19 protein-coding genes and 1 pseudogene are annotated in these 25,897 nt (G+C 61.8%); 6 read left to right on the forward strand and 14 right to left on the reverse strand.

Annotated features, from left to right (window positions below; translation table 11 throughout):
* Window position 1 precedes the first annotated feature (1 nt).
* The 7 genes from QQJ96_RS07325 to QQJ96_RS07355 form a co-directional block, all read right to left on the reverse strand.
* On the reverse strand, window positions 2–640 hold the full coding sequence (locus QQJ96_RS07325; RefSeq protein ID WP_284331320.1) for a carboxypeptidase regulatory-like domain-containing protein: 639 nt from the start codon (window positions 638–640) through the stop codon (window positions 2–4).
* Window positions 641–935: 295 nt separating this feature from the next.
* On the reverse strand, window positions 936–3,902 hold the full coding sequence (locus tag QQJ96_RS07330) for a bifunctional diguanylate cyclase/phosphodiesterase (protein WP_284331321.1): 2,967 nt from the start codon (window positions 3,900–3,902) through the stop codon (window positions 936–938).
* Window positions 3,903–4,151: 249 nt separating this feature from the next.
* Window positions 4,152–5,936: a histidine kinase gene (locus QQJ96_RS07335; RefSeq protein WP_284331322.1), complete on the reverse strand. Its 1,785-nt coding sequence runs from the start codon at window positions 5,934–5,936 to the stop codon at window positions 4,152–4,154.
* 29 nt (window positions 5,937–5,965) lie between these two features.
* Window positions 5,966–7,294 (reverse strand): response regulator c-di-GMP phosphodiesterase, NosR family, encoded by a 1,329-nt coding sequence (nosR, locus tag QQJ96_RS07340; RefSeq protein ID WP_284331323.1) that lies wholly within the window; start codon window positions 7,292–7,294, stop codon window positions 5,966–5,968.
* A 203-nt stretch (window positions 7,295–7,497) separates the two neighbouring features.
* On the reverse strand, window positions 7,498–8,349 hold the full coding sequence (locus QQJ96_RS07345) for an isocitrate lyase/PEP mutase family protein (protein WP_404649141.1): 852 nt from the start codon (window positions 8,347–8,349) through the stop codon (window positions 7,498–7,500).
* Window positions 8,350–8,431: 82 nt separating this feature from the next.
* Window positions 8,432–8,617, reverse strand: a complete 186-nt coding sequence (locus tag QQJ96_RS07350; protein WP_284331325.1) for a hypothetical protein — start codon at window positions 8,615–8,617, stop codon at window positions 8,432–8,434.
* 533 nt (window positions 8,618–9,150) lie between these two features.
* Entirely contained in the window at window positions 9,151–9,558 is a 408-nt protein-coding gene (locus QQJ96_RS07355) for a DUF1801 domain-containing protein (protein WP_284331326.1), read from the reverse strand.
* 280 nt (window positions 9,559–9,838) lie between these two features.
* Between QQJ96_RS07355 and QQJ96_RS07360 the strand changes: the two genes are divergently transcribed.
* The 6 genes and pseudogenes from QQJ96_RS07360 to QQJ96_RS07385 all read left to right on the forward strand — a co-directional run bounded on the left by QQJ96_RS07360 (window position 9,839) and on the right by QQJ96_RS07385 (window position 17,766).
* Window positions 9,839–11,038, forward strand: coding sequence for a M24 family metallopeptidase (locus QQJ96_RS07360; protein ID WP_284331327.1), 1,200 nt, complete (start codon window positions 9,839–9,841; stop codon window positions 11,036–11,038).
* 189 nt (window positions 11,039–11,227) lie between these two features.
* A complete protein-coding gene (locus QQJ96_RS07365; RefSeq protein ID WP_284331328.1) occupies window positions 11,228–12,883 on the forward strand; it encodes an ankyrin repeat domain-containing protein in 1,656 nt (551 codons plus the stop codon).
* Window positions 12,884–13,031: 148 nt separating this feature from the next.
* A complete protein-coding gene (locus QQJ96_RS07370; protein ID WP_284331329.1) occupies window positions 13,032–14,060 on the forward strand; it encodes a YncE family protein in 1,029 nt (342 codons plus the stop codon).
* Window positions 14,061–14,088: 28 nt separating this feature from the next.
* A complete protein-coding gene (locus QQJ96_RS07375; RefSeq protein WP_284331330.1) occupies window positions 14,089–14,439 on the forward strand; it encodes a DUF3147 family protein in 351 nt (116 codons plus the stop codon).
* A 385-nt stretch (window positions 14,440–14,824) separates the two neighbouring features.
* Window positions 14,825–16,177, forward strand: a pseudogene (locus tag QQJ96_RS07380) (FAD-dependent oxidoreductase); the annotation flags it as partial.
* Window positions 16,178–16,284: 107 nt separating this feature from the next.
* A complete protein-coding gene (locus QQJ96_RS07385; RefSeq protein WP_284331332.1) occupies window positions 16,285–17,766 on the forward strand; it encodes an asparagine synthase-related protein in 1,482 nt (493 codons plus the stop codon).
* A 22-nt stretch (window positions 17,767–17,788) separates the two neighbouring features.
* On the opposite strand, the gene QQJ96_RS07390 is transcribed toward QQJ96_RS07385, so the two are convergent.
* The 7 genes from QQJ96_RS07390 to QQJ96_RS07420 all read right to left on the reverse strand — a co-directional run bounded on the left by QQJ96_RS07390 (window position 17,789) and on the right by QQJ96_RS07420 (window position 25,877).
* On the reverse strand, window positions 17,789–19,024 hold the full coding sequence (locus tag QQJ96_RS07390; protein ID WP_284331333.1) for a PQQ-dependent sugar dehydrogenase: 1,236 nt from the start codon (window positions 19,022–19,024) through the stop codon (window positions 17,789–17,791).
* Window positions 19,025–19,082: 58 nt separating this feature from the next.
* Entirely contained in the window at window positions 19,083–20,342 is a 1,260-nt protein-coding gene (locus QQJ96_RS07395; protein WP_284331334.1) for an acyltransferase family protein, read from the reverse strand.
* A 106-nt stretch (window positions 20,343–20,448) separates the two neighbouring features.
* On the reverse strand, window positions 20,449–21,150 hold the full coding sequence (locus tag QQJ96_RS07400; RefSeq protein ID WP_284331335.1) for a hypothetical protein: 702 nt from the start codon (window positions 21,148–21,150) through the stop codon (window positions 20,449–20,451).
* A gap of 145 nt (window positions 21,151–21,295) precedes the next feature.
* Window positions 21,296–22,699, reverse strand: a complete 1,404-nt coding sequence (locus tag QQJ96_RS07405) for an efflux transporter outer membrane subunit (protein ID WP_284331350.1) — start codon at window positions 22,697–22,699, stop codon at window positions 21,296–21,298.
* Window positions 22,699–23,622: an efflux RND transporter periplasmic adaptor subunit gene (locus tag QQJ96_RS07410; protein ID WP_284331336.1), complete on the reverse strand. Its 924-nt coding sequence runs from the start codon at window positions 23,620–23,622 to the stop codon at window positions 22,699–22,701. The genes QQJ96_RS07405 and QQJ96_RS07410 overlap by 1 nt, the downstream gene beginning before the upstream one ends.
* Complete coding sequence (locus tag QQJ96_RS07415; RefSeq protein WP_284331337.1) at window positions 23,597–23,815, reverse strand: DUF1656 domain-containing protein; 219 nt, start codon at window positions 23,813–23,815, stop codon at window positions 23,597–23,599. The genes QQJ96_RS07410 and QQJ96_RS07415 overlap by 26 nt, the downstream gene beginning before the upstream one ends.
* Window positions 23,808–25,877, reverse strand: coding sequence for an FUSC family protein (locus QQJ96_RS07420; protein ID WP_284331338.1), 2,070 nt, complete (start codon window positions 25,875–25,877; stop codon window positions 23,808–23,810). The genes QQJ96_RS07415 and QQJ96_RS07420 overlap by 8 nt, the downstream gene beginning before the upstream one ends.
* Window positions 25,878–25,897 lie beyond the last annotated feature (20 nt).

Raw genomic sequence — 25,897 nt, forward strand, 5'->3', positions numbered from 1 at the left:
GCTAATAATCCAGCTGTTCGCGATCGGCGCTGCCGCGCGGATCGGGCAGCAGCCGCAACGTAAACGGCAGCGCGGGCGCTGCCCCCTCGGCCGGCACGTCGACGGTCACGCTCGCCGGCGCATGACCTGGCGACAGCTGCGGATGCCAGATCCTGACGGTGTAGCGGCCGGGCGGCAGCCCATCGAAACGAGCCTTACCCTGCTTGCTGGTCACCTGCGACTGATCGGCAGTGACCACCAGGTACGCGATCATGCGGTCGTGGATGTTACAGCCCACCGCGATAATCCCGGTGTGGTCCAGCAGCACCGGCGCCGAGCTTTCACCCGGACTCAGGATGAACTGGAACGCTGCGAGCGGGGAGAACGAATAGACGTGATGACGCGTGTTGTCGCTGTTGCGGAACACCACGCTGTCGCCGGGGTGCATCACTTCCACGTAGGGGATGAAGGTTTCAGCCTTCTGGTCGACGTAATGCGTGCTTGCCGCAGCCGGCGGATTGGCGCGGTCGATGCTGATCACCGCATCGCCGACAGCGTGGCCGTGGCTGTCGATCGCGCTTACCGTCAAGGTTCCGGCCTGGGCCGCCATGGCAGCGCCCCAAACGAACACGCACAGCAGTCGTGAACCCCAGCGCTTCATCGACAGAAGTCCCCTGCTTGCTGGATGGCTTGGAGGATACTACATCGTCGGCTGGCCGCTGCCTGCACCTGATTAGCGCCATGTCTCAGCTGCGCGATATGCAACTCCCTCCCCTGCTTGCAGGGGAGGGTTGGGGTGGGGTTGTACGAGCTTGCCGCACCGTTCAAGTTCACCGCGAGGTTGCTTCACCCCACCCCAGCCCTCCCCTACTACACGTAGGGGAGGGAGTAAGTACTCACCAGCTAAGACATGGCGCTAATCAGGTGCCTGTAGGCCTTGCCCCGGTCCGCTCACATCACCCGCGCATTGAACGGAAAGACGCCGTCTTAGTCTTGCCCGCGGCAAGCATCGCCAGTTGTTCGACGCTGCCGGGACGGCCCAGCCAATGGCCTTGCATTTCATGGCAGCCCAAGGCGGCCAGCTGCGAGGCCTGCTGCATGGTTTCCACGCCCTCGGCCACCACTCGCTTGCCCAGGCTGATGGCCAGGGCAATGATGGCGTGGATCACCGAAGCGTCCTCCGGATCCTCGGTCATGTGCATGACGAAACTGCGGTCGATCTTCAACGTATCGATCGCGAATCGGCGCAGGTACGCCAGGCTGGAAAAACCGGTACCGAAGTCGTCGATGGAGAGCTTCACGCCAAGCGCGCTCAAGCCCGCGATGCGCTGCTGGATCGCTTCGCTCGGTTCCATCAGCATGCTTTCGGTCAGTTCAAGTTCGAGCAGGTGCGGCGGCAGGCCGGTCTCGCGCAGCGACTCCATCACGAAACCGAGGAAGTTGTCGCGTACGAACTGCACCTGCGAAATGTTGACACTGACGCTCACGCCCTGCAGCGGGCCGTTCTGCCACGCCTTGCATGCGCGGCAGGCCTCCTTCAGCGCCCAGCTGCCCATCGCGAGAATCAACCCGCTGGCTTCGGCGATGGGAATGAACTCATCCGGCAGGCAAACCTCGCCATCCGGCCGGCGCCAGCGCATCAAGGCTTCGGTTGAAATGATCTTCCTCGAACTCATGTCCACGCGCGGCTGGAACGCCAGGAACAGCTCCGAACGCATGACTGCGAAACGCAGAGCGTTTTCCAGGTCGAATTCCTTCTGCGCGCTGGCCTCCATCGCCGCGGTATAGAAGCGATGGTCGTTGCGGCCTTGGCGTTTGGCCGCGTACATGGCGATGTCCGCGTGGCGAATCAGCAAATCGGCATCGTCGCCATCGTCCGGAAACAGGCTGACGCCGATACTCGCCGAGAGCTGCAGTTCCCTTCGCCCGATCCGTATGGGTTGGCTCAGCAGCTCCAAGGCCTTGCTCGCTGCCACGGCAGCATCCGCCTTGCCGGACAGCTCCGGCAACAGCACGACGAACTCATCGCCGCCGAGGCGCGCCACGGTGTCCCCGCTCTTCACCACCGACTGCAAGCGATCGGCGACTTGCTGCAGCAGCTCATCGCCCGGCCCATGGCCAAGCGTGTCGTTGATCTGCTTGAAGCGATCCAGATCGATGAACAGCACCGCCAGATGATGCGCGGTCTGCTTGGCCCTGGCCAAGGCGATATCCAGCCGCTCAAGCAGCAGCGCTCGATTGGGCAGCCCCGTCAAGGCGTCGAAGTGCGCCAGATGCGCCATGCGTTCGGACAGTTCCAGCACCGCACTGACATCGCGAAACACCAAGACGGCGCCGATCACTTTGCCGGCGCTGGAGTGAATCGGCGTAGCCGAGCATTCGATGGAATGGCGTGTTCCGTCTTTCAACTCCAGCGCGCACAGATAGGGACCTTCCGGCATGCCGGTCTTGCGCACCATGCAAGCCGGATGCAGGTCAGTCATCTGCCGCCCTTCGCGCCATAGCGGAAGCTGTTGCTCCAGCGTCGCCTCATCGGGCGCAACAGAGCGATCAAGCAGCGCCTTGCCGGCCGGGTTGGCGAATTCGAGCTTGCCATGGCGGTCCAGCGTGAATACCGCATCCCCGATGGCCTGCAGTGTCACGTCCGTCATCAGGCGTTCCTGACGCAACGCCTCCTCAGCGGCGATGCGCGCCGTTACATCGCGCAAGGTAAGCACGACGCGGTCGGGCTCTTCATCGATGAGCCCGCCGGTAGCCTCCATGATGCGATAAGTGCCATTGGCATGCCGCATGCGCAGCAACGCCGTCGCGGGAGGCTGGCCTTGCAGCAGTTGCATCCACAGGTCACGAGCCGTGGCCTGGCTGTCATCGTCAACGAGGCTCTGCAGCGAGCTTTCGAACATCTTGCCGGCCGGGTAGCCCAGCATGTCCTGGATGGCCGGCGACACGTATTTGCAATAGCCATCGGCGTCGAGCAGCAGCACGATATCGTGCGAGTGTTCGGCCAGCATGCGGTAGCGTGCCTCGCTTCCCCGCAAGGTGCGGCTGAGCTTGCGCCGCTGCTCCATGGAAGCGGTCAACGGCAGCACGACTGCCATGCAGGAGAGTATGAACAATTGCAGCAGCAGCGCGTTCCAGGTGGGGAAATGCGCCTGATGGTGGATGGGCCCAAGCCCTGCCAAGGTCATGGCGGCCCCCACCGCCGCCACGGCAACCATGCCGGCTAGCACCCAGCGGCGGTTTCCCGTCATGGCCAGCAGCATCAGTGGCGGAAAAATAATGAACAGCACCGGCAGCATGGGCTGGGCGAATGCCACTGCCGAAGCGGCAATCAGGCCCACCAGGGCTTGCATGCACCGGCGCGTGCGGCGTCTCGACAAAGCAGGCGCGCCACGCCAGCGCAGCACCTCCATCGTGCAGGGCACGGCAAGCGCATTCCCCAAGGCGTGCGACACGAACCGTAGCCCACCCGTTCCCCAGGGATGGGCTTGCCCAATCAAGACAAGCCAGCTCAATACGACCAGTGACGACAGCAAAGGCGCAACCAGCAGCGCCCAGATGATGAAGCGCTTGGTGCCATAAGGGGTTTCCAGGTGCGTCGCATGGTCCTTTTTCGACAGGGCCCACAGCGCAACCCCTATTTCCAGGGCGTCGCTCAAGGCCTGAACCAGACTGTCCCCTAGCGACAACCCCATCGCCAGCCCCGCGAGCCAGATCGTGCAGCAGGCGCCCGTCACCAACGCGGCAGCCCCGCTCCGCCCTCGATACATCAGGATCGCCAGGCATACGCCGTCCGCCAGCCACACGGCCGGCGACGACGTGATGACCTCATGCTGGCGCAGCCACAAGGCCATCAGAGTCACCGCCGCGATCGCTGCCAACGGCCACAGCAAGCTTTGGATCTGGCGCCTGATGGTGTTCATGCTGAAGGTTCAAACCCTCCTCAGCCGAGGGTGTTGCAATCCTTGTGCCAAGGGTTGGGTAGGGCCAGGACCGCCCGCCACATGACGAGGTGCCCCTGTTGGGTACATGTATGCCGCAGGCGCGCGGCATGTAGCTCCCACCCGTGCTACACGTAGGGAAGGGAGCAAGTACTCGCCTCAGTGCGTAGGCTGGGATGGCAATCCCAGCTTCCCTTGCCACGTCCTGGAAGCTGGGATTGCCATCCCAGCCTACGAGGCGATTCTGGGCGAAACATCGCGCAAGAGTGGCCCCCTCACCTCCGCACGCTCGCTACGGTTGACCGGGACGGTGACAGTGAACGTGGTGCCGTGACCGGGCCGGCTTTCGACCTCGATGCGCCCACGGTGATGCTCGATGATGCCGTGCGAAATCGACAGCCCCAGCCCCGTGCCCTGCCCAAGCGGCTTGGTGGTGAAAAACGGATCGAAGATCCGCCCGATCACGTGGTCGGGTATGCCAGCCCCGGTGTCCGTAATAGCGACCGAAGCGCTGTCGCCCTGACAGTCGGTCCGGATGGTAATCGTGCCCTGCTCCCGAATCGCCTGGGCGGCATTCACCAATAGGTTCATGAACACCTGATTGAGCTGCGCCGCATTGCACTCGATCGGCGGCAGCTCGCCGTATTCGCGTACGACGCTGGCTTTGTATTTGATCTCGTTGCACACCACATTCAACGTGCTCTCCAAGCCGGCGTGCAGATCGGCCAGCGCCCACTCATCGCCACTGGGACGGGAGAAGTCGCGCAGGTCGCGCACGATCTGGCGCACCCGCAAGGCTCCTTCGATCGACTCCTCGACCAGCATCATGATGTCGTTGCGCACGTAGTCGAGGTCGAGGTCTCCGGCCATACTGGAGACCGGCGCAAGCATGCTGGCGGCAGGGGCGCCGGTTACCGCCTCCTGCGCAACGATCACCTGCAGCAGCTGCCCCACCCAGCTCTTCAAGGTGTTGAGGTTGGCATGCACGAAGCTGATCGGATTATTGATTTCATGCGCCACACCCGCGGCAAGCTGGCCGATCGACGCAAGCTTTTCGCTCTGCAGCAGCTGCCGATGAGTCTCTTCCAACTCTCGAATCAGCCGGTATTGCTGCTCCTTTTCGATTTCCAGGCGACGCTGCACCGCTTTGCGCTGTTCGATCTCCTCTTCCATCATTTTGCGCGCCTGCTCCAGCGCCAGCACGGTGCGCTCGTACTGGTGCAGCACACCCTCAAGCTCGCCGGTACGCCTTCTCACTTGCGCTTCGAGCGCGTTGTTTCTTCCACGCAAAAAAGCAGTGCGCGCGTCGAAGCGCGACACCACCAGGGTGGCCGTCAGGATGGTGACGGTAAACAAGGCAATGGTCCCGCCCAACCACGGCCCGCGGATGCCATTGACCGTGGTGCAGATGGCCCCTGGCATGAAGTGCGCAGCAGCCATGCCGGTGTAATGCATGCCGGTAATCGCCACCCCCATGACACCCGCCGCATAAATCCGTTTGGCGATAACGCGGGACGTGCTCTCAAGGCTCAGCCGATGCACTATCCACAGTGCGGCGGTGGATACCGCGATGGCAATCAAGATCGAAGCGGTGAACAGCACCGGGTCATAACTGATCGGCGGACTCATCTGCAAGGCAGCCATGCCGACATAGTGCATGCCGGCTATGCCAAGCCCCATCAACACACCGCCCACCACGAGCCGCTCACGCTTCAACCGGGGCCGGGTAATCGCGTTGAGCGCGAAATAGGACACGATCATCGCAATGGCGAGCGAAAGGAAGGTCATCCGGAAGTCATAGCCCAGCGGAACCGGCAAGGAGAACGCCAGCATGCCGATAAAATGCATGGCCCAGATGCCGGTGCCCATCGCGGCGGCGCCCGCGGCCAGCCAACCGAAACGCAGGCGCCGTTCGAGCAGCGAGATCAGCCCGCTCAAGTCCAGCGCGGTATAGGACGCCAGCGTGGCGACCACCAGGGACAGCGCAACGAGCGAAAGATCATAGGTTCCGTGCATCGCGTTGCCCACCTCGCTCGCGCAGCCGGCTAGGCGGCGTCCTGCCGGGTGACGGGATGGGCATCGGACGTCTCGATCAGTATGGTGAATGGCGTCTCTTCCTGGGCTTCGTAACGCCTGACGACCGATACCTGATAGTCCGAAACCACGCTCCCCTTCGTCATCAGCAGCACACCCCGGCCAGTCCGCAGGTCATCGGCAAGACGCATGCCCGACTTCAATTGCCCGCTGGCGACCTGCTGGAACGGCGTTGAACCACCCAGCAGGGACGGATCCTTCAACAGCTCCAGGAATTGCTCCACCACCTGCGGGTCATAGCGCAAGCCCGACTGCATCTTGATCAGCTCGGCAGCCTGTTCGGCAAGCAGGCGCTCTCTCGTGATCGCACCGCTTTGCAGCCCTTCAAAATCGCGCGCCACCGCCAGGATTCTCGAACCGAGGGGGATGTTTCCTTCGGCCAGGCCATCGGGTATGCCGCGTCCATTGAAGCGCTCGTACTGGTGCCGGATGATGTGCGCGACCGGGTTGAGTTGCGCAACCGGCGTAAGCAGCATTTGCGCGCGCAGCGGGTGGCGGTAATAGGTGTTCGCTTCCGCCGGCGTCATCCGATCGATGGATTTGTGCAGGATTTCATCCGGCAGCGACAGCTTGCCGATGCCATGCAGCAGCCCCGCAAAATAAAGATCCTGCGCATCCAGGCCATCCAGCCCGAGCGCTAGCGCCAGGTGCTTGGCCAACTGCCCCACTCGATGCGATTCGCCGCCGATGGCGCCGCAGCGCAGCTCGATCATGCTGGCGCCGACCTGCACCATCGTCATGAAGCCGCGCTTCAAATCGCGCTGGGCGTCCTCCAGGAACATCACGGTCTGGCGGATTTCCTCGGTCCTGGACTTCACCTTGGCTTCCAGCTCGGCATTGAATGCCGCCAACTGATCGTTCTGTTGTTGCGTAAGCAGCAACAGCCTGGCCGTCTCGCTGCGCAAACGCCGTTGTTCGAGCGCCTGCCGGATGGTGAGCAACAGATCGTGCTCATCCCAGGGCTTGTTCAGGTAACGGTAGATGCCGCCTTCATTGACGGCTCGGGCCACCGCGTCGATTTCCGAATAACCGGTCAGCAAGATGCGCATGCAATCCGGGTACAGCGCCTGCGCACGCGACAACAGCTCCGCGCCGGACATGCCCGGCATGCGCATGTCCGAAATGATCAGATCCACTTCGTGGGCGACAAGCACTTCCAGCGCGGCCGCGCCGCTGTTGGCCGTCAGGATCTGATAAGGCGCGCTGTGCAACAGGCGCCGGAGTGCCGAGAGCACATTCGGTTCGTCATCGACAAGCAGGATCGCCGGTCTCTTCGGCATCCCTTCGCCCTCGTCGCAGGCAGGTGCCGAAGCACAGGCCTCCATTACCGAGGAAAGACTCGTATCGTCAGCTGCATTCACAAAATAGGCCTCACCATGGCTTGGTGAGGTTATCGACGGCTGACGGACGATCCTTTAGCGCGACGTTTCAGCCTTGCGAACGCCATCAATATTCACATTATCATCACGCTCAACCGCTGCCGTTACGCCAACCGCCGCTCGTGGTCCGCGCTGAAAAACTGGTCCAGCTCGGCATGGGAGATACAGCTTTTCAAGCTGTCGAACCGGCCCCGGGTGGCGATTTCGGTAGCAGTGCGGATAAAGGCGTCGATCGCCACACGCGCCAGTGCACCGCCCACGCTGATACGGCGCACGCCCATCGCCGCGAGGTCATCGACGCTGAAACTCGGCACCCCTGAATTGAGTACATTCACCGGCAAGGGCGCAACCGCCTTCACCACCGCCTCGATCTGCTCGCGCGTGGTCAGGCCAGGCGCGTACAGACAATCGGCACCGGCCTCACCATAGGCTTGCAAACGCCGGATCACCTCGTCGAGATCGGGAACGCCATGCAGGAAGCCTTCGGCGCGCGCGGTAAGCACCACTTCGCCATCGATGCGATCGATCGCTGCACGGGCCGCCCTGATCCGCGCCACGGAAAGATCAAAATCGTAAAGCGGCTTGACCCCGTCATTGGGCGAATCTTCAATGGACAGTCCCGCCACGCCGGTCTCCACGCAACGGCTCACGTTTTCGGCAACGGCCGCGGGCTCGTCAGCGTAGCCGTTCTCGAAATCGGCATTGAGCGGAATGTCGGTGGCTTCCGCCAGTTCGCGGAAATGCGCCAACACCTCATCCAGGCTTTGTGCGCCGTCGGCATAACCCAACGCATGCGCGTGGCCGGCACTGGTCGTAGCGATCGCTTCGAACCCCAGCCCCTGCAGATAGCGCGCGGTGCCGACGTTCCAGGGATTGGGGATCACGAAGCAGCCGGAGACATGGAAGTCACGGAACGCCTTGCGCTTATCGGACACGGACGGTCTAGCCAGGGGCATACGGGACTCCAAGTGGAAGCTGCCGGTGTGGAGAGATTCTGCGTCCAAACCCCACCACTGGGCAATGACAAACGAAACTTCACTACCCTTTTTTGTCGCGCGTCCTGCCAACTCGCCGATCCTCAAATTCAGCCGCCGCTCCATTGACCAATAGCGCGCAAGCACCAATAAGAAACCCCGTCCAAAAATTCAGATGGGCGACATAGACCGCGCCGAGGCCTGCCAGGCAACTGATGGCCAAAAAAATGAAGAAATAGGAAAGCTTCATTTCCGACAACCACACCCAGAATGATTAAAGAGGAAGTCGGCAGATACATCTGCGCCGATCGAATCAAACAAAGGACTATTCCATGGCGCTGGTCCAGATCGGCCTGATGCGTGTTAGCGAAGGACTAGTCCAGGGTGACCCCGATTGCCTCTATGACTTATGCCCCATCCTTACGCGATGGGCTATGCATATAGCAATCGACACAACCATCGAAACAAAGCACAGTCCAGTTACAACCAACAACAAGCCCATCCTAGAGTCAAACGCTGCTTGGCTTTTTGAGAAAAAGCTAGCCAGCCAAATAGTTTGAATCGTCCAGCCGGAAAAAAACACAAAAGCGACAAGGGACAAGAGGAAAACAACCATCCAGAATCGCATAGCAATACCCTCTACAACATTGGCATAGTTCTCATTATTTTGTGCTTATAGCAGCGCTGTAGAACCTGCTGAGAGCAATATTCACCACTGCAGCCACAACCCGCCGAGCTTGTGCCGGCTCGTTGGCCGTTTCACCGTACCTTTACCATTTTTTGTTAGCGACTCTTGGTCTTAGCCTTGGACTTGTTTAGCGCCACGGCTGCACGAATCAGCGTCCTCAACGCTTTTTCGTTGATCTTCCCACCTTCGTGGAAGTCGATGGCACGACGCGTATTCCCTTCCAGGCTGGAATTGAAGAGGCTCGCGGGGTCGTCCAGCGACGCGCCCTTGGCGAAGGTCATCTTCACGTGACTCTTGTAAGTCTCGCCGGTGCAGATTATGCCGTCGTGCGACCAGGTCGGAACCCCGCGCCACTTCCACTCCTCGACCACCTCCGGGTCCGTTTCCTTGACTAGGGTACGCAGCTGGGCGAGCAGCTTGCCACGCCAGTCGCCCAGCTCCTTGATCCGAGCGTCGATCAGTTGAGAGGGCGATGGGCTTTGCTGCGACTCGCTCTTGGTCATACCGGCTTTCCCTCTCTAGCGTGGAGACTTTGGGCTTGTTGTTGAAAGGAGACTATATCCGGTTTGGCGCGGTGTAGGCTGGGATGCCAATCCCAGCATCGCGTGCGGCGTGCATGGCAATACTGGGATTGGCATCCCAGCCTACGCAGCATGGCTTTATCTATTTATGCCGATTTCCACATCGGTCCGTGGCAAGTTTTTCTAGACGCCCTGGCCTGAGGAAAGCCAGTATGCGTGATTCCGCTAAGCGGCAGCGACGATTTGCAGGAGTGACCAGGAAATGAAACAGATCGGTGGTTTGGAGATCGCCCAGGCGAGGGCTTCACTGGCGCCTTGGGCCACGCCTGCTCAAAGAATCACCACCGAGGAATACGTTCAGCGCATCGAGCGCGCACGCGCGCTGTTGCATACGTTGGACATCGATGCCGTACTGATCACCGCCGGCACTTCCCTGCGCTACTTCACTGGCATCGGCTGGGGCGCCACCGAACGCCTGGTCGCCATGCTGCTGACACGCCGTGGCGATCCCATCATGATCTGCCCGGGGTTCGAGGTGGGCTCGCTTTCGCATGAGCTGCGCATCCAGGCCGATGTGCGTCTATGGGAGGAGCATGAAAACCCGCAACAGCTCGTGGCCAACGCATTGAATGAACGCGGCGCGGGCCAGCTGGCGCTGGACCCAGCCGCAGCTTACGTTGTGGGCGAACGCCTGCGCGCCGTACTTGGCGGCAAGCCCTTGTTCGATGCCAGCGCCATCGTCGATGGTTGCCGCATGTGCAAATCCCCGGCCGAACTGGCGCTGATGAAACAGGCTACTGCTATGACCCTGCAGGTGCATCGCCTGGCAGCTGGCATCCTGCACGAAGGTATTCGCCGTAGCGAGATCATCCGCTTTATCGATGAGGCGCATCGCACCATGGGCGCGGACAACGGCTCCACCTTCTGTGTGGTGCAGTTTGGCCAGGCCACTGCTTATCCGCATGGCATTCCCGGTGAACAGACGCTGGCAGAGAACCACATTGTATTGATCGATACCGGCTGCACGGTGCAGGGTTATCATTCCGACATCACGCGCACCTACGTGTTTGGTCAAGCCAGCGATGAGCAACGCCGCATCTGGGATCTTGAGCAGGCCGCGCAACAGGCCGCTTTCGATGCGATCCGCCCCGGCGTGCACTGCGAGGATGCCGATTACGCCGCCCGCCGCGTGGTCGAACAGGCTGGGCTGGGGCCGGATTACCAGCTGCCCGGCATTCCGCATCGCACCGGCCATGGCTGCGGCATGAGCATTCACGAAACACCTTACCTGGTGCGCGGCGACCGCACCGCCTTGCAACCCGGCATGTGTTGCAGCAACGAGCCGATGATCGTGGTGCCCGACCGTTTTGGTGTGCGCCTGGAGGATCATTTCTACGTCACCGAAGAAGGTGCCGCCTGGTTTACCCCACCCTCGCCCGCCATCGATCAGCCCTTCGCCTGATGCCGCCGGCGCAAGGATGCGCCGTTTGGTTTGACATCCGTCAAAATCAGCCGCTATCGTTTGCCCGCGGTACAAGCCGCTACCGGACCCGCGGAAAGGGTTGAACCCACTTGTTTGCTAGCCAACCAGGCCAACCTTTGTGCAGCCGAGTTTGCGGGTCATCGGCGCTTTCTGCACGGAGGTTTTCGTATGAAGCGGCTTCCTGAGCGCCCGCAGCTCGACCATCTGAAGAAACAGGCCAAGGATCTGCTTGCTGGGTACCAGCAAGGCGATCCGGTAGCGTTTGCGCGTCTACGCGCATGCCTGCCGGCGGCTGCCGGCAAGGACGATCAAGCCATGACAGAACTCGGCTTGCGCCTGCATGATGCGCAATCGTGCCTGGCACGCGAATACGCTTTCCCGTCGTGGACCGAACTGAAGCATTTCGTGCTTGCGCGCAACGCGCAGGCGGTCGATCGCAACGAAACAATACGCAACTGGTTGAGCTTGGTCTATGCGGGCCACATCAGTGGCGGCATGCATCAGGCAAGCCCAGCCGCCGCAGCACGCATGCTGGCGGAAAACCCAAGCCTGCCCGCTGACGATCCCTATCTGGCTTGTGCGATCGGTGAACTGGCGACGCTGCAAAAGACGCACAGCCAGGATCCTCGGTGGATTCATCGACCGGGCGGCCCGCTGCAATTACCGCCACTGGTGGCGATATGCCATTCGAGCTTGCTGCGGCTGCCCGAGTTCGCCGAACGCCTGCGCGCCTGTGCCAGCTTCCTGCTGGCCGCCGGTATCGACCCGAACCAGTCCGTCGCCAATCGTTGGGGGCAAGATTGGCCGGACCAGGCGTCCACGGCCGAACCGCTTTCCGCCTTGTACGGCGCAGCCGGTCAACATCACGACCCGCTACTGACCCAGCTGCTGCTCGATGCAGGCGCTAATCCCAACGATGGCGAATCGCTCTATCACTCACTGGAAAATCCCGCCTGCACTCGCCTATTGCTGAGCGCTGGTGCGCGCGTTACCGGCTCGAACGCACTCTATCGCGTGCTGGACATGGACAATCTCGAAGCCTTGCAACTGTTGCTTGCAGCGGGTGGCAATGCGAACGAACCGGCCGGCAGCAAGCCCACCTCCGACTGGGGTACCCCGCTGTTGTGGGCGATTCGCAGGCGTCGCTCCGCCGCCCATGTCCAAGCGTTGCTCGCCGCGGGTGCCAATCCTGCAGTGCGTACACCCGATGGCATCAGTGCATACGTCTTAGCACTGCGCTTTGGTCTCATGGATGTCGCCACGCTGCTACGGCAAACCGAAAGCGGCGCATCGCTATCGATGAGCGAACGCTTTGTCGCAGCCTGCGCTGCCAACGATGCCGCTACGGCACGTCAGCTGCTCGCCAAACAGCCAGACCTGCTCCAGACCTTGTCCGACACGCAACAGCGACTGTTGCCGGAGCTGGCGGCGCAAGCTTGCAATGACGCCGTGAAGCTCATGATCCAATTGGGCTGGCCCATTACTGTACGCGGTGGCGATTGGGACGCTTCGGCGCTCAATCACGCAGTGTTCCGCGGCGACACCGAACTCACCCGCTTCCTGCTCGAACACGGTGCCAGCTGGCAAGAGCAACAGGGTTTCGGCGACAACGCTTGCGGAACCCTGGCCTGGGCCTCAACCAATCTGCCCGAAGGCGCCGGTGACTGGCTGGGGTGCGCTGCCATCTTGCGCGCCCATGGCATGCCGGCAGCAGCAGCAGCGAGTCCTTCCGGCAAGGATGGCGTGACGGTCGCCGGCAGCCCCTACTGGTTCTCCGATGAGGTCACAGACTTTCTGCTTGGTCCGGCGGACGAGACAAGCTAGCGAAGCAACACGTCAGGAACCCCGAGCCGAGCGAATGATGCTTGGCCCGGGTTATATTTTGGGACGTCCCCGGGGTGCGCATCCGCAAGTGAAAAGCCTGTCAATGAAGCCAAGAAGCTTGGCCAAGCCCCGCCTCCAGGACACAGCCATGACTCAGCGCCATGTTCATCGCAAGCTCGCGTTACCTGCCATAACCGCAATTGCGCTGCTCGTTTCGCAGTCGGCCAGCAGCGGTACCGCCAAGGGCCATTTGCCGTTGACGACGGTGGCCGATGTGCCCCTGACCGGCGGGACTACACGCTGGGACTACGCAAGTCTGGACCGGAGCACTCACCGCCTTTACCTGGCACACCTCGGGGACAGCGTAGTCACCGTCTTCGACACGCACAACCGCAAGGTCGTCGCGGACGTGGCCAACGTCAGCGATGTGCACGGCGTGTTATTCGTGCCTCAACTGCACCGCCTCTACGCTTCGGCCACAGGCACTGATGAGGTGGTAGCGATCGATCCGGATACCTTGAAGATTACCGCACGCGTGCCGGCGGGCAACTATCCCGATGGCATGGCATACGCTCCTGAGGTACATAAGCTCTACGTATCCGATGAGCACGGTCGGACCGATACGGTGATCGATGTGCGCACGAACAAGCGCGTGGCCACGATTCCCCTGGGCGGCGAAGTAGGCAACACTCAATACGATTCGGTGTCCAGGCATATTTTTGCGAACGTGCAGACCCGTGAACAGCTAGTGGAGATTGATCCGACCACCGATCAAGTGATCAGCCGGATCGACTTGCCTGGTGCGGAGGGCAACCACGGGCTATATATCGACCCGTCCACGCGGCTTGCGTTCATCGCCTGCGAGGACAACGACAAGCTGATCGTGCTGGATCTTGCCACGCGGCGCATTCTGTCGAGCTTCGATGTAGCCAAGGATCCGGATGTGCTGGCCTTCGACTCCGCGCTAGGTTGGCTCTACGTCGCGGGGGAATCCGGCGAGGTTTCGGTGTTCCGCGTGCAAGGCCATTCGGTCAGCCTGTTGGGCACCTCCATGCTGGGCCCCAATGCCCACGTCGTCGCTGTGGACGAAACCACCCATCAGGCTTATTTTCCGCTCAAGTCCGTGGCAGGCAGACCTCAGCTGCGAATCACCAAGCCCAGCCAGGCTACCCCCTAATCCCATCGGCCCCGCCCAAAGCCTGCCCATGCCCTGGATCATCACCAAGTATCTGATCACTGCCGCGATCGTGGTCGCGGTATCCGAAGTGGCCAAGCGCAGCGATCGCCTGGGTGCGCTGCTGGCATCGCTGCCGCTGGTCACGCTGCTGGCCCTGACCTGGCTGCATGTCGAAAAGCAGCCCGCCTCGAAAATCACCAACCATGCCTGGTATACGTTCTGGTATGTGGTACCCACACTGCCGATGTTCCTGGCCTTTCCGTCCTTGTACACCCGCTTCGGCTTCTGGCCGGCGCTGGGGCTGAGCGCGCTGATCACCATCATCTCGTTCGTGCTGTTCGCCTTCGCGGTCAAACCCTTCGGCATCAAATTGCTTTGATCGCCCTGGCCAAGGGCGCACCCATTAGCCGTCAAGGAATGTGAACACCGCCAAAAGTTGATCCCGTTTATGCGGATCGGCCATAAGTACGATTAATCACACAAGTCAGACATGACCTTCACGGCCACGGTCCAGGCTATTCGTGCTTGAGCTTCACAAAACCCATCGCAACGATTCGCCTTATTTTGCAGATCTCCCGGCGTCGACGTCGCTGCTGCGCGACCTCCCTCAAAAGACACCGCTTCGACAAACCATTGACGGCCCGGTGTGAGCTTGCGTTGCCGTCGATTCGTGACAACCGCTTTATAAGTTTTTCATAGCCGCCCTAAGAGTCTTCATGGCCGAGCTCGCACGTTCATGAATATCCACGTGACTAGGAACCGGCATGGCCAAGCAAGCAATGACTTTGATCGGTGGTGGTCCAGTGGGAGCCTTGCTCGCCCGGCTGTTGGCGATGCGCGGTTTTGCGGTGCAAGTGTTCGAAAAGCGCGCCGATCCGCGACGCGTTACAGGCTTCTCGCGTGGCCGCACGATCAACCTGGCCATTGCCGAGCGCGGTTTGCAGGCGTTACGCGTGGCCGAACTTGCCGAACATGCGCTGCAGCGATCGGTGATGATGCGTGGCCGCATGGTGCATCCGCTGCACGGAGCTTCCGGACTGCAGCGTTATGGCGTGGACGACAGCGAAGTGATCTGGTCGATTTCACGCAATGGCCTCAATACGTTGCTGCTCGATGCTGCGGAAGCGGCCGGCGCCAAGTTCCACTTTGGCCAGATGCTGGCGGCTGCCGATATCGATGCGCAACGCATCACGCTGGCCGATGAGACTGGCATGATGCGCGAGCATGACGCAGGCGTGCTGATCGGCGCTGACGGCGCTGGCTCCGCCTTGCGGGCCAGCATGAATCTGCACCGGCCGCTCGGCATTCGGGTCGAGCCACTGGGCCATGGCTACAAAGAGCTGGAAATTCCGCCCAGCGCCGGCGCCTATCCTTTCGCCATCGAACCCCATGCGCTGCACATCTGGCCTCGCGGCCGTCACATGTGCATCGCAACGCCGAATATCAGCGGCAGCTTCAACGTCACGCTGTTCCTGCCCACGCATGGGCCTCATCCCAGCTTCGATACGGCACCCGACGCTGCGGCCGCCGCAGCCCTGTTCCAGCAGGAGTTCCCCGATCTGTTGCCGCGGATGCCGCGATTTGCGGAGGATTACGATGGCCATCCGGTCGGCAAGCTTTCCACGCTCTATCTCGATCGCTGGCATATCGATGGCCGCGCCCTGCTGGTCGGCGACGCGGCACATGCCATCGCACCTTTTCATGGCCAGGGCATGAACTGCGGCTTCGAAGACACCCTGGCTCTGGCCGACCTGCTGGCGAACTCCCACCGCGATACGGCCGATGCCTTTGCGCAGTTCCAGCACCTGCGCAAGCCCAATGCCGATGCCATTGCGGCCATGACGCTGGAAAACTACGTTGAAATGCGCGACTCGGTCGCCGATCCGCACTATGTGGCGAAGCTTGAACTCGGTGCACGGCTGACTCGATGGGCGCCACAGCATTTCATGTCGCGCTACCGCATGGTCACCTTTACCCAGCTTCCCTACGCTTACGCCTATGAGCGTGGTCGCGCGCAGGATCAATTGCTGGAACGCTTGCTGCGCGATGCCCCCAATCCTGCCGCTGTATCGATGGATACGGCGGTATCCGCCCTGCGAGCCACTCTTTCGCCACTCTCCTTGCCTTGCCTGGGTGCAGGCCCCATGGGCGCAGAGCGCGCCGCACGTCCGCACCCCATGCTGCCCCTGCCTACGCGTACGCTTGAGTCGACTGCGGGTCTAGCATGAATACCTGGCTTTTTGGGTGGCCGCCAGAGACGCCCAGAACCAGCAGGAAGACTTATCTTCAGACCAGCCCCTATGCCGGTGCCGCCGATTTTTCCTGCCTGGCATCGCGCTGCGCCAACCGCAGCTCCATCGATCATGTCTCGCTCGCCGATCTTTTGCGCAATGCCTTCGTTTATCCGCCGCACACCATCTATCGGGATGTAAAGAACGTTGCCACCGGCTTCGCCTTGCCGCACGGCATGGAAGACGAGCTGCGTTTTCACTTTGCCTATCAGTCGACTTCGGCCCTGTCGCGGCCGCCTTCGGGTGCGGTAAGTGACGAGATCCTGTTGAACACTTACCACCAGCTCCTTGTTCGTGCAGTGGAACAAAGCACGGCCAACATGCGCAACCCTTGGCATTTGCAAAGCGGCGGCAAGGATTCCACCTCGCTGGCCATCGCCCTCGCGGACGCGCGCCCGGATACCACCTGCATCACTTATCTGGGCGGCAAGGAGGAGAACGAAATCGAATCCGCGCGATTCGTGGCCAACCAGCTTGGCCTGCGCCATGAAGGCTTGGTATGCGACCCGGTGCGGGCTTACGACCGTTACCTGGCCATGGCGCCACGCATGCCGCTGCTCACCGCCGACTTTGCGACCTTGTCTTACGCGGATCTCGCCGCCGAGATCAGTCATCAGCAAGGCGATGGCATCATCGATGGCTTGGGCGTGGACCCGTACATTGGCTCGCCCTTGCACCTCAAGGACCACCTGCTTGGGCTGATTGCCAGAGGCGTGCGCATGCCTGGCGCATGGCTCAAGCACCCGCTCGTCCGTCGCAGTTTCAGGCTGTGCTTTACACTCGGCACGCTGCAGATGAACGCGTTCGAACGCCATTTTCCGGGCTCCCGTTTCAGCGACGACGAAGTGGATGAACTGCTCGGCTGGCATGTATCCAGCTATTCGCGCAAGCGCATGGAAGCGTTCCAGGAGGACATGCAATCGGCGCGGTCGGCCGAAGCCGTGCGCCGGATCGTGCTGGTCGTGCTGGAGGCGGCCGGTTTCGCCAAGGGCATGTATCCGGCGCAAGCCATGGGCTTGAAGCTGGCCTACCCGTATTGCGATCGGCTGCTTTGCGACTGGATTTTCAACGACGTCCCGGACGATCGCCTTATCGGCCCCCGCGGCGAGAGCAAGGTCTTGATGCGCCGACACATCGCGCGCCACTTTGACCGGCTGCCTTACGTAAAAGCCAAGGGCTCGTTCCGCTTCGATGTGCAGGGTTTGGCCAAGCGGCGCTTCGAGCAGGTCCACGCTTTCGCCTTGCAGGCATGCGAACTTCTACCTGGCGCACCGAAATGGCTGGAACAGCACCGGCATTGCCTGGACAACAAGTTTTTCGCGTCCAAGTTCTATCTGCTGGCGGTGACGCTGCCGTGGCTGATAGCTCATCTGGATGACCCCACAGGGGGGGATGCGCCCTCCTCCCCTCGCTAGCTTTTTTATCGGCTCACACCGCCTAGGGCTTGGACGGTGCGATCCTCAGCAAGGTCCCATTGCGGTCTTCGGTAACCAACAGGCTTCCGTCCTGCATTTCCACCAGCGATACGGGCGCCCCCATGGGATGATCGCCCGGCGCGCTGCTCCAGCCCCAAACCAGGTCCTGCGGCTCGCCGCGCGGACGAAGCTTTTCATCCAGCGCCAGACTGACGACGCGGTGCCCCAGGTTGCGGTAGCCGTGATAGCCGATGATCAAATGGCGCTGCTGACCCGGCAGGGCATGACCGTGGTAGATCAGCATGCCCAGCGGCGCGGCATGCGGTGGTAACAAGCGCGCCGGCACCGCTTTCTTGCTGCAGTCGTACTGTGCGTATTCGGGGCTCGGGCGATCGTTGTCGAAGCAATACGGCCAACCGTAGTCAGCCCCGGCGACCAGGTAATCAAGTGTATCGTGAGGAAGTTCCTCGTCTGAAAGCCTGGGGTCGATCGCGTTGATGGCGTCGCGTGCGTTGACGGCATCGATGACTTGCCCGTTTTCGCCTACCGCCAGCGCCATGCTGTTGCGCAAGCCCCGCGCGAATACCGGCAACCGCACGGCATCCAGTGGCTCTCCTGTCCCCAGCTTCGCACTCAACACGGCTCCGCGTGGCGGCGTTTCCTGGGTCTCGGGACACACCGCCGGCCGGGACGGCTTGCCCAGATCCTGGTCGCAATTGTCGCTGGCGCTACCTACGTTGATATACAGCGTCCCATCCGGCGCCAGCGCCATCGCCGGCAGCGGATGGCGGCCGGTAATGGGAAGATTCACCACCACGTCGCGTACGCTTGCAGCCGGGTTGGCCGCCTCGGGGTCGACGCTGATGATGCGGCCGGCCAGGCCAATCAGCAGCCGTTTGTCCGGCGTCAGCAAGATCGCATTGGGCCGGTCTAGCCGATCGAGCAGCACTTCAGGGGGCTGATGGCCACGCAGCCGCAACAGCCTGCCTTTGTCGGCAACCCAGTCTCCGTTGTCGACTACGTAAATATCGTTGCCCAGCGTGGCCACGCCACGTGGAAAACCCAGATGCTGCGCCACCAGGCCAACACAGACCCCCGGGGCGGTCTGCAGGTTGACGCGCGGGTAATCGCCACAGTGGCCCGTAGTCTGATAGCCCTGGCGGGCTTGCGCCGCAGGCGCGGCACCGAGCGCGAATACGGCGCAAACGGCAAGACCGCCAAGAAGATGGCGCCAACGACTGTCATCATGACGACTCATAGCATTCCCCATTTCATCCCTAAATGCGCTGCGCCCCCCGGCGCCTACGCATACTAGTTCAATCCACCGCTTGAACCCCATCCCTGGCGGCGAGTTCCTGAGCAAACTCCCGCGACTCGGCGCCGCGCTGCGCGAAACGGCGGCGCAACCATCGATTCAGCGGATCGCCACAGAACCGGGCAGCAACCCAGGCCAGCATCGCGGACAAAATGAAAAACATCGCAAGCACAGGCAGCTTGTGCCCTGCCGTCATTGCAGCCCTCGGCACCAGTTCCGCGATGATGCCTAGCACCACGATATGGAACAGGTACAGTTCGTAGCTGTGTGCGCCTAGCCATGCCATGGGGCCTCCCCATCGACGGGAGTAGCGGCCAGCGGGAAGCCGGGACACGGCGATTAGAAACAGCGCCGTTGCGATACCCAGGAATGTGGCTCCGAGCGCCTCATGGCCGTTGATGCCTTGCATATAGATCGAAGCCATCGCCACGCAGGCCAAAACGGCAAGGCTCCAGCGCAGCGCGTTCGGCCACTGCAGGTTTTTTGCGACGACAGCCGCCACGCAGCCGTAGGCCAGCATATCGACGCAAGCCACGTTGCCATACATGAAAAACAGTTCGTCGTCCTGGTGCAGGCCACGGTAGATCGGCGCCACCATCACACAAAGACTTGCCAGGGCAATCAGTTGCCAACGTCGCCGTGCGATCACCAGCACCAACGGAAACAGCAGATAGAACACTTCTTCCACCGACAGCGACCAGTAGATGTTCATCGCATAGTTGAAGTAGCCCACCCCTTGCATAAGCATGTTATGCCAGAACGTAAGCACCGACAGGTCCGCGATCAGGAAGAACCCGTTGCCCAGGTTGGTGCCGCGATGGATGTTGGAGAAATGAGATAGCCCAGCCAGACCCAGCGCAGTGATGATCGCCAAGGCCACGACGACCAATGGGTAGAGTCTGAAAAAGCGCAGCTTATAGAAATGTACGCTGTCGATGCCGGCGAGCGAGCTATAGCGACCTAGGATGTTGGACGTGATCAGGAAGCCCGAAATCACGAAGAACATGTCGACGCCGTAATTGCCGTTATAGAAGATGGCCCGCAAGGTTGGGATCGAAATCCACGCCTGCAGCGGACTGGTCTGCAGATGATAGGCCAGGCTGTAATGCAGCAACATCACCAGCATGATGGAGATGCCGCGCAAGATGTCGATATAAAGATTGCGTCCCGCGTTTTCGGCAGTCGAAATTGCGGAAGAACTCACCCGGTGGTTGCCATTGGACCGGACAACGTCGCTGGAACCACCAAATGCGTCAGGCATGCACGTTCCTTGTGAAGATGGCCAACGGCGACTACCTGGATGATAGTCCAAAGAAGAGCTGGGATTACCATCCCAGCCTACTCAAGTCGGCGGTACGCTCGCGGGACTACATGCTTGGTGCGGCGCTGCCATCGGACCATTGGCCGACCGCTATCATCAGCACGTTGACCGGCTCGGGCTCGCCATGGAACTGCGGATTCAACATCACGGGCGATCCGGTCTGGTCCGCCCCCCAGTTCGCATTCGTGGCGGTGTAGAACATCAGGTGCGACTTCCAGTGCCCGTACTGGTCGTCGAGATAGCCTTGCTTGGACATCATGTAGGACATCGCGCCGGGTTCCAGCGGCGGCAATTGCTTGGCCGCATAGGCCGCTTCGATGGCCTTCTTCACTTCTTCCCTGGACTTCCCGCCCAGCACCAGCGAGGTCCGCTTATACGTGATGGGCAGGATCGACTTGACCGCCTCGGGGTTGAAGCAGATCGGCCCGCGCAGTTTTGGATTCCAGAACTGCGGGGCGTCGAAAGGCGACATCCACGAGCGCTCGACCGCGCAAACGAAGCCGTTGTTGCCTTCAACCGCCGTCACATAACCATGCGGCTGAAGGACCAGGACCGTGGCATGGTCGGAGATCGCCGCTGGAGCCGCGCTGCGCGCCAGGGCGATTTCCGCCGCCCGGTCGGCCATCAGGTATTGGGAAAGTGGCGCCATGCGGGGGTAGCTGGTCGGTGGCTGCTGCGCCGCAGCGGCAGCGGCGATCAGGGCGAAGCACATCGGCAAGCAGCTGAAAAAGCGGGCATTTGTCTTCATCTTTCGGCTCCCCTCAGGTGGACCCCATGCAGATGGTCAAAGCGCACTCGGGCTATCTGGTCGGGACTTATGTGCAGCCCAACTCAAGCCGTGCCCTTGAACGACGAGCAAGCAGGCGGCGGATCGACATCCGCCCAGGCCGACATTACCGCCAGCCGCCGCCCAGGGCCAGGAAGATCGCGACCTGATCGTGATTGAGCGTCGCCTCACCGGTGGCGAGCAGCTGCTCCGCGGCCCAGCGGTCACGCTCCGCGGCCAGCAGGGTCAGGCTGTCGATGCGCCCGCCTTTTTGCAGCTCTTCCATCTGCTCGGTACGATGCGCCGCATTGTCGCGCGCAAGCTGCAGCTGGTGCTGCTTATCGAGATCGGCGGCGTAGTTGTTCAAGCTGGTTTCAACTTCGCGCAAGGCCTCCAGCACCGTGCCATCGAAAGCCGCGAGGCTGGCGCGGGTTTGCGCGTTGGCTTGCTCGATGCGCGCGCGCACGACGTTACGATTGAGGTTCCAGCTGATTTGCGGGCCGATGGCAAAACGGTTGGTGTATCCGGTCAACGCATCCACGGCCTTGCCAGTGGAGCCCACCGAAACGCCGAATTTGATATCTGGATACAACGCCGCGGTCGCCACGCCAATGCGCGCGGTGGCCGCCGCGAGGTGTCGCTCTGCCGCGCGCACATCCGGCCGCCGCTTGAGCATGGCTTGTCCATTGCCAACCGGCAGCAGCTGATCCAACTGCAAGGGCGCATCGCAGGCCAGCAGTGCCCGATCGAAATTCGCTGGCGGCTGCCCGGCCAAGGTCGCCAGGCGGAACAGCGCATTGCGCTGCGCCGCTTCCAGCGCTGGCAACTGGGCCTGCACGGTTGCCATTGTGTCCTGTTGCCGCGCAACCTCGACCGGCGACGTGCGTCCGTGCGAGACCATCAACTGGGTGAGCCGAACGTCATTCTGCTCGACGCCGATGCGCTGTCGCATCAGCGAAATTTCATGGCCCGCATTGCAGACATCGGCATAGGCGCGCACCGTCTCGGCAACTACGTTGATGCGCACCAGATCGCGTGCGGCTTCGGCCGCTTCGTCGTTCGCACGGGCGGCCTCTTCACCGCGACGTATCGCCCCAAACAGGTCAAGGTCATAATTGACCGAAACGCCGCCGTTGTAATTCTGATAAGGCGTGACGCCAACATGCTTCAATACCGCTTCTTCCGATGGATGGTTCCATGCGGTGGCGGCGTCCACGCTGCCGGAGAAGTGCTGTGAATCCGCTTCGGTGCGCAAGGCATCGCTGTATTGAAGATTCGCTTCAGCCACGCGCAGCTGGGTATTGGCGGCTAGCGTTTGCCCGATCAGGCGATCCAGCGCGGGATCATCGTACAGTTTCCACCAATGCTCCGGCAGCGCCGAGATACTCGTTCCATTGGAAGCGGAAACAAAGCCGCCCTGCGCCGCCGGCGCATTCACCGTGGCCTGCGCAGGAAGATGGTAGTCAGGACCGACCGCGGCACAACCGGCAACGAGGGTACAAACACACAATGCCAGCGCAATTCGATGCATTACCACGACAACAGATCCTGCTTGGCGCCGGGCGAATGCACCACTACCGTAGCCGTTTGGCCGGCCACCAGGCGAATGCCCGCCGGCACCTTGTCGATGGCAACGCGCACCGGGATGCGCTGCGCCAATCGCACCCAGGTGAACGCCGGGTTGACGTTGGCAAGCTTGGCTTCGTCGCCGGTACGCTCGCGATCCTCGATCGCCGAGGCAATACTTTGGACGTGTCCGCGAATGGTTCCGGATACGCCCATCAGCTGCACGCTCACCGGATCGCCGATGTGGACGCGCTGCAGCTTGGTCTCTTCGAAATAACCCTCCACCCGCAAGGACGGCGTATCGACCAGGGCCAGCGCCGCCTTCCCCACCGTGAGGTAGATGCCCGGCCGCAAAGTCATATTGACCACCTGCCCGCTCACCGGCGCCCTGATCACGGTGCGGTCCAGGTTGAGCTGCGCCAGATCGCGTGCGGCCACTGCCTGGGCCACGGCCATGCGTAACTGCTCCACTTTGGTCTGGCCTTGCTCGATCACTTCGCTCGCCACGACATTGGTCATCGAGCGGTTGCGTCGGTCTTCGCGGATCGCCTGGGCCAACTCGGCGCGCAGGTTACCGAGGCTGGCCTGCGCCTGCTGCAAGGCGAACGTGTAGCGCGACGGGTCGACCACCAGCAGCACCTGGCCTTGCTGCACGGTCTGATTGTCATGCACGCAAACCTGGGTAATCAGGCCAGCCACGTCTGTCGCTACCGGCACGATGTCCGCCACCACCTTGCCGTCGCGCGTCACCGGCTCGACCTGATCGCGCAGCCACAAGGCGTGCACGGCGAGCAACAACGCGCCGATCACCAACACCGTGGCAAGGGTGCGCACAGCCGTTATCGCCAATCGCTTGATCACGTCATAGTCCTTGATTGAAGAAGGCATCGGCACCCACCGTCAGGCCCAGCCACAGCAATGCAAACAGCGCCAGCTCAAAAATGCCGGCAGGCCCGAACAGCTTGAACCACGCCCAGCGCTGGAACAGTCCACGCAACATATGCGCGCTGACACCGGCGATCACGGCCCACACCAGGGCTGCGGGCAGGTACACGCCGAACACATGCAGTTCCTCAAGCATCGCGGCTGACCCTCGCAGGCAAGGCAGCGGGAAACAGGTTGCAGCGCATGCCGACCAGGGCAAGCAGGGCCGGATGCGTCGGCAGCAATAGCGAGTCCGCGCATATCGCGGCAATGGCCCTGTCGATACGTGCCAGCAGGGAAACCGGCGCCGGCAGCAAGACGCCTTGGCGTCCACGCAACTGGAACAAAGTGGCAACACCATCCAGTACGTCGTGCAGTGCGGCTTGCGCCGGTGTGACCAGCGTCGGCAATGCGCGGCGGATCGCGATCACATTGCGGCCCAGGCGCAAATCCGCCAGGCCATCGGCCGCATGCAGCGCATCATCGCCTTCGGCAACCGCCATGCGCGCGGCGACCTGGCCCAGTCGATCGACCGCCATGCCGGTCCAGTGCGCGGCACGGAAGCGGCTTGCCGGTGCGGCCATCTGGCTGATCTCGGTCCAGTGACTGCGCAGCATGCGCCGCGCCGTCCAACGCACATTGACCGAACGGAACAACTTGGCCACGGCGATGGTCGCGATGATGCCACCCACTTGCGCCATGCCCACATTGATAAAGGTGGCAAAGTCGGCAATGAAACGATCCAGAAAGCCCAGCGCAACGATCAGGCAGGAAAACATCGGCAAGGCGCGAGCCGACAGCGAAGGGCTGGCCTGGATATAGCCGATCGTCAACAAGGCTGGTGCCAGCGTGACGATCATCATCAGGGCGCCGTCGACGCGCGGCAACACCGCAAACAGATAGAACGCGGCCAGCGGAAAAGTGATCAGCGTTGCACCAAGATAGCGGCCGAGCACCGGCGCAGGATCATCCTGGGTGGCGAACGAACAGGTGATCAAGGCCGCGAACGCAGCGGTGGCCGAACCGCTGGGCCACGCGAGCAGGATCCACACGGTGCAATACAGGATGATCGCCGTCCCGGTCGCCAAACCCGCCAGCAAGGCCAGACCGTGATCGCGGGCCAGCGGAAATTCCTCGCGCCGCCTTTTCCCGCGCCTCTCATCCGATTGCACCGGCACGCTGCCCATCTGTTGCGCGAGCCGACGGCCTTCAACGTGGGCTTCGATGAATTCGGCCGAGCGTATGCACAAGCTGGCGATCAGCAAGTCGCTCCATGTCGGCGGCACATTGCGCTCTTCGGCCAGGTGACGGCAGCGAACCGCCAGCAGATGGCCGCTTGCATAGGTCATCTGCTCGGGCCTTGCCAACCAGGCGCGAATATCGTCGACCAGTTGCTTAAGCGCCGGCTCCAGCGGCGCCAAGGCGCTGAGCGTGTCCAAGCGGTTCGCCGCAGCGGAAGCCAACGGCAAGATGGTGGCCAGTTGCTTCTGCAAAGCCAGCACCATCTTTTGGCTGGCACTGGCCGGACGCTGGTCGAACGGCAAATGGATCGCCATCATGCCAAGCTCGGCCACGTCCGCGGCCAGCTTGCGACGATGCTCGTATTCCAAGGGTGTGTGACGTCGGCCAAGCGCATCGCGCGTCCAGCGGGCGGCGTCGGCCAGAAAGGCCTGCGCGCGAGCATGGATCACCGGCGTCACGCTCCAGGGCTGCAGCAGGCCATGGATCAGACTGACGCTGACGATCGCCACCGTCATTTCCTCGACCCGGGAAATGGTGGTGGTGAAAACGTCGGCCGGATCATCCAGATACGGAAAGCTGATCACGGCAGAGCTGAAGGCCGCCATCTGGAATAGAAAGGCACGTGGCGTGCGATCGAGCACGGCGAGGTAAATACAAAACCCCGTCCAGGCCGCCATGACGATCACCAACAGCTCCGGCGCGTGCTGCAGGTTGGGCACGACCAGGATGGAGACGGTCGCCCCCGTCAAGATGCCGCCGAGCCGGTAGAGGATCTTGGGCCGAAACGCTCCCGCCATCGGCTGGGCCGTCACGTACACGGTCAGCAGCGCCCACCAGGGACGTGGCAGGCTGGCCTCGAACGAGATGCCGAGCGTGATCGCCGCAGCGATGAAACTGCTCAGGGAAAACAGCAGCTTCTGCGAATCGAACAGAAACAGCGAGCGCGGCAAGGAGGTCGCCGGGTGGGTGGCGGACATGGACGAAAGGGGAATAGTCG

Origin of the sequence: Dyella flagellata, assembly GCF_030160275.1 — a bacterium.
Classification (GTDB): domain Bacteria; phylum Pseudomonadota; class Gammaproteobacteria; order Xanthomonadales; family Rhodanobacteraceae; genus Dyella_B; species Dyella_B flagellata.

Coding starts and splice junctions, on each gene's coding strand:
- QQJ96_RS07325 (WP_284331320.1), bottom strand. CDS start 640: ATGAAGCGCTGGGGTTCACGACTGCTGTGCGTGTTCGTTTGGGGCGCT.
- QQJ96_RS07330 (WP_284331321.1), bottom strand. CDS start 3,902: ATGAACACCATCAGGCGCCAGATCCAAAGCTTGCTGTGGCCGTTGGCA.
- QQJ96_RS07335 (WP_284331322.1), bottom strand. CDS start 5,936: ATGCACGGAACCTATGATCTTTCGCTCGTTGCGCTGTCCCTGGTGGTC.
- nosR (WP_284331323.1), bottom strand. CDS start 7,294: ATGCCGAAGAGACCGGCGATCCTGCTTGTCGATGACGAACCGAATGTG.
- QQJ96_RS07345 (WP_404649141.1), bottom strand. CDS start 8,349: ATGCCCCTGGCTAGACCGTCCGTGTCCGATAAGCGCAAGGCGTTCCGT.
- QQJ96_RS07350 (WP_284331325.1), bottom strand. CDS start 8,617: ATGAAGCTTTCCTATTTCTTCATTTTTTTGGCCATCAGTTGCCTGGCA.
- QQJ96_RS07355 (WP_284331326.1), bottom strand. CDS start 9,558: ATGACCAAGAGCGAGTCGCAGCAAAGCCCATCGCCCTCTCAACTGATC.
- QQJ96_RS07360 (WP_284331327.1), top strand. CDS start 9,839: ATGAAACAGATCGGTGGTTTGGAGATCGCCCAGGCGAGGGCTTCACTG.
- QQJ96_RS07365 (WP_284331328.1), top strand. CDS start 11,228: ATGAAGCGGCTTCCTGAGCGCCCGCAGCTCGACCATCTGAAGAAACAG.
- QQJ96_RS07370 (WP_284331329.1), top strand. CDS start 13,032: ATGACTCAGCGCCATGTTCATCGCAAGCTCGCGTTACCTGCCATAACC.
- QQJ96_RS07375 (WP_284331330.1), top strand. CDS start 14,089: ATGCCCTGGATCATCACCAAGTATCTGATCACTGCCGCGATCGTGGTC.
- QQJ96_RS07385 (WP_284331332.1), top strand. CDS start 16,285: ATGAATACCTGGCTTTTTGGGTGGCCGCCAGAGACGCCCAGAACCAGC.
- QQJ96_RS07390 (WP_284331333.1), bottom strand. CDS start 19,024: ATGAGTCGTCATGATGACAGTCGTTGGCGCCATCTTCTTGGCGGTCTT.
- QQJ96_RS07395 (WP_284331334.1), bottom strand. CDS start 20,342: ATGCCTGACGCATTTGGTGGTTCCAGCGACGTTGTCCGGTCCAATGGC.
- QQJ96_RS07400 (WP_284331335.1), bottom strand. CDS start 21,150: ATGAAGACAAATGCCCGCTTTTTCAGCTGCTTGCCGATGTGCTTCGCC.
- QQJ96_RS07405 (WP_284331350.1), bottom strand. CDS start 22,699: ATGCATCGAATTGCGCTGGCATTGTGTGTTTGTACCCTCGTTGCCGGT.
- QQJ96_RS07410 (WP_284331336.1), bottom strand. CDS start 23,622: ATGCCTTCTTCAATCAAGGACTATGACGTGATCAAGCGATTGGCGATA.
- QQJ96_RS07415 (WP_284331337.1), bottom strand. CDS start 23,815: ATGCTTGAGGAACTGCATGTGTTCGGCGTGTACCTGCCCGCAGCCCTG.
- QQJ96_RS07420 (WP_284331338.1), bottom strand. CDS start 25,877: ATGTCCGCCACCCACCCGGCGACCTCCTTGCCGCGCTCGCTGTTTCTG.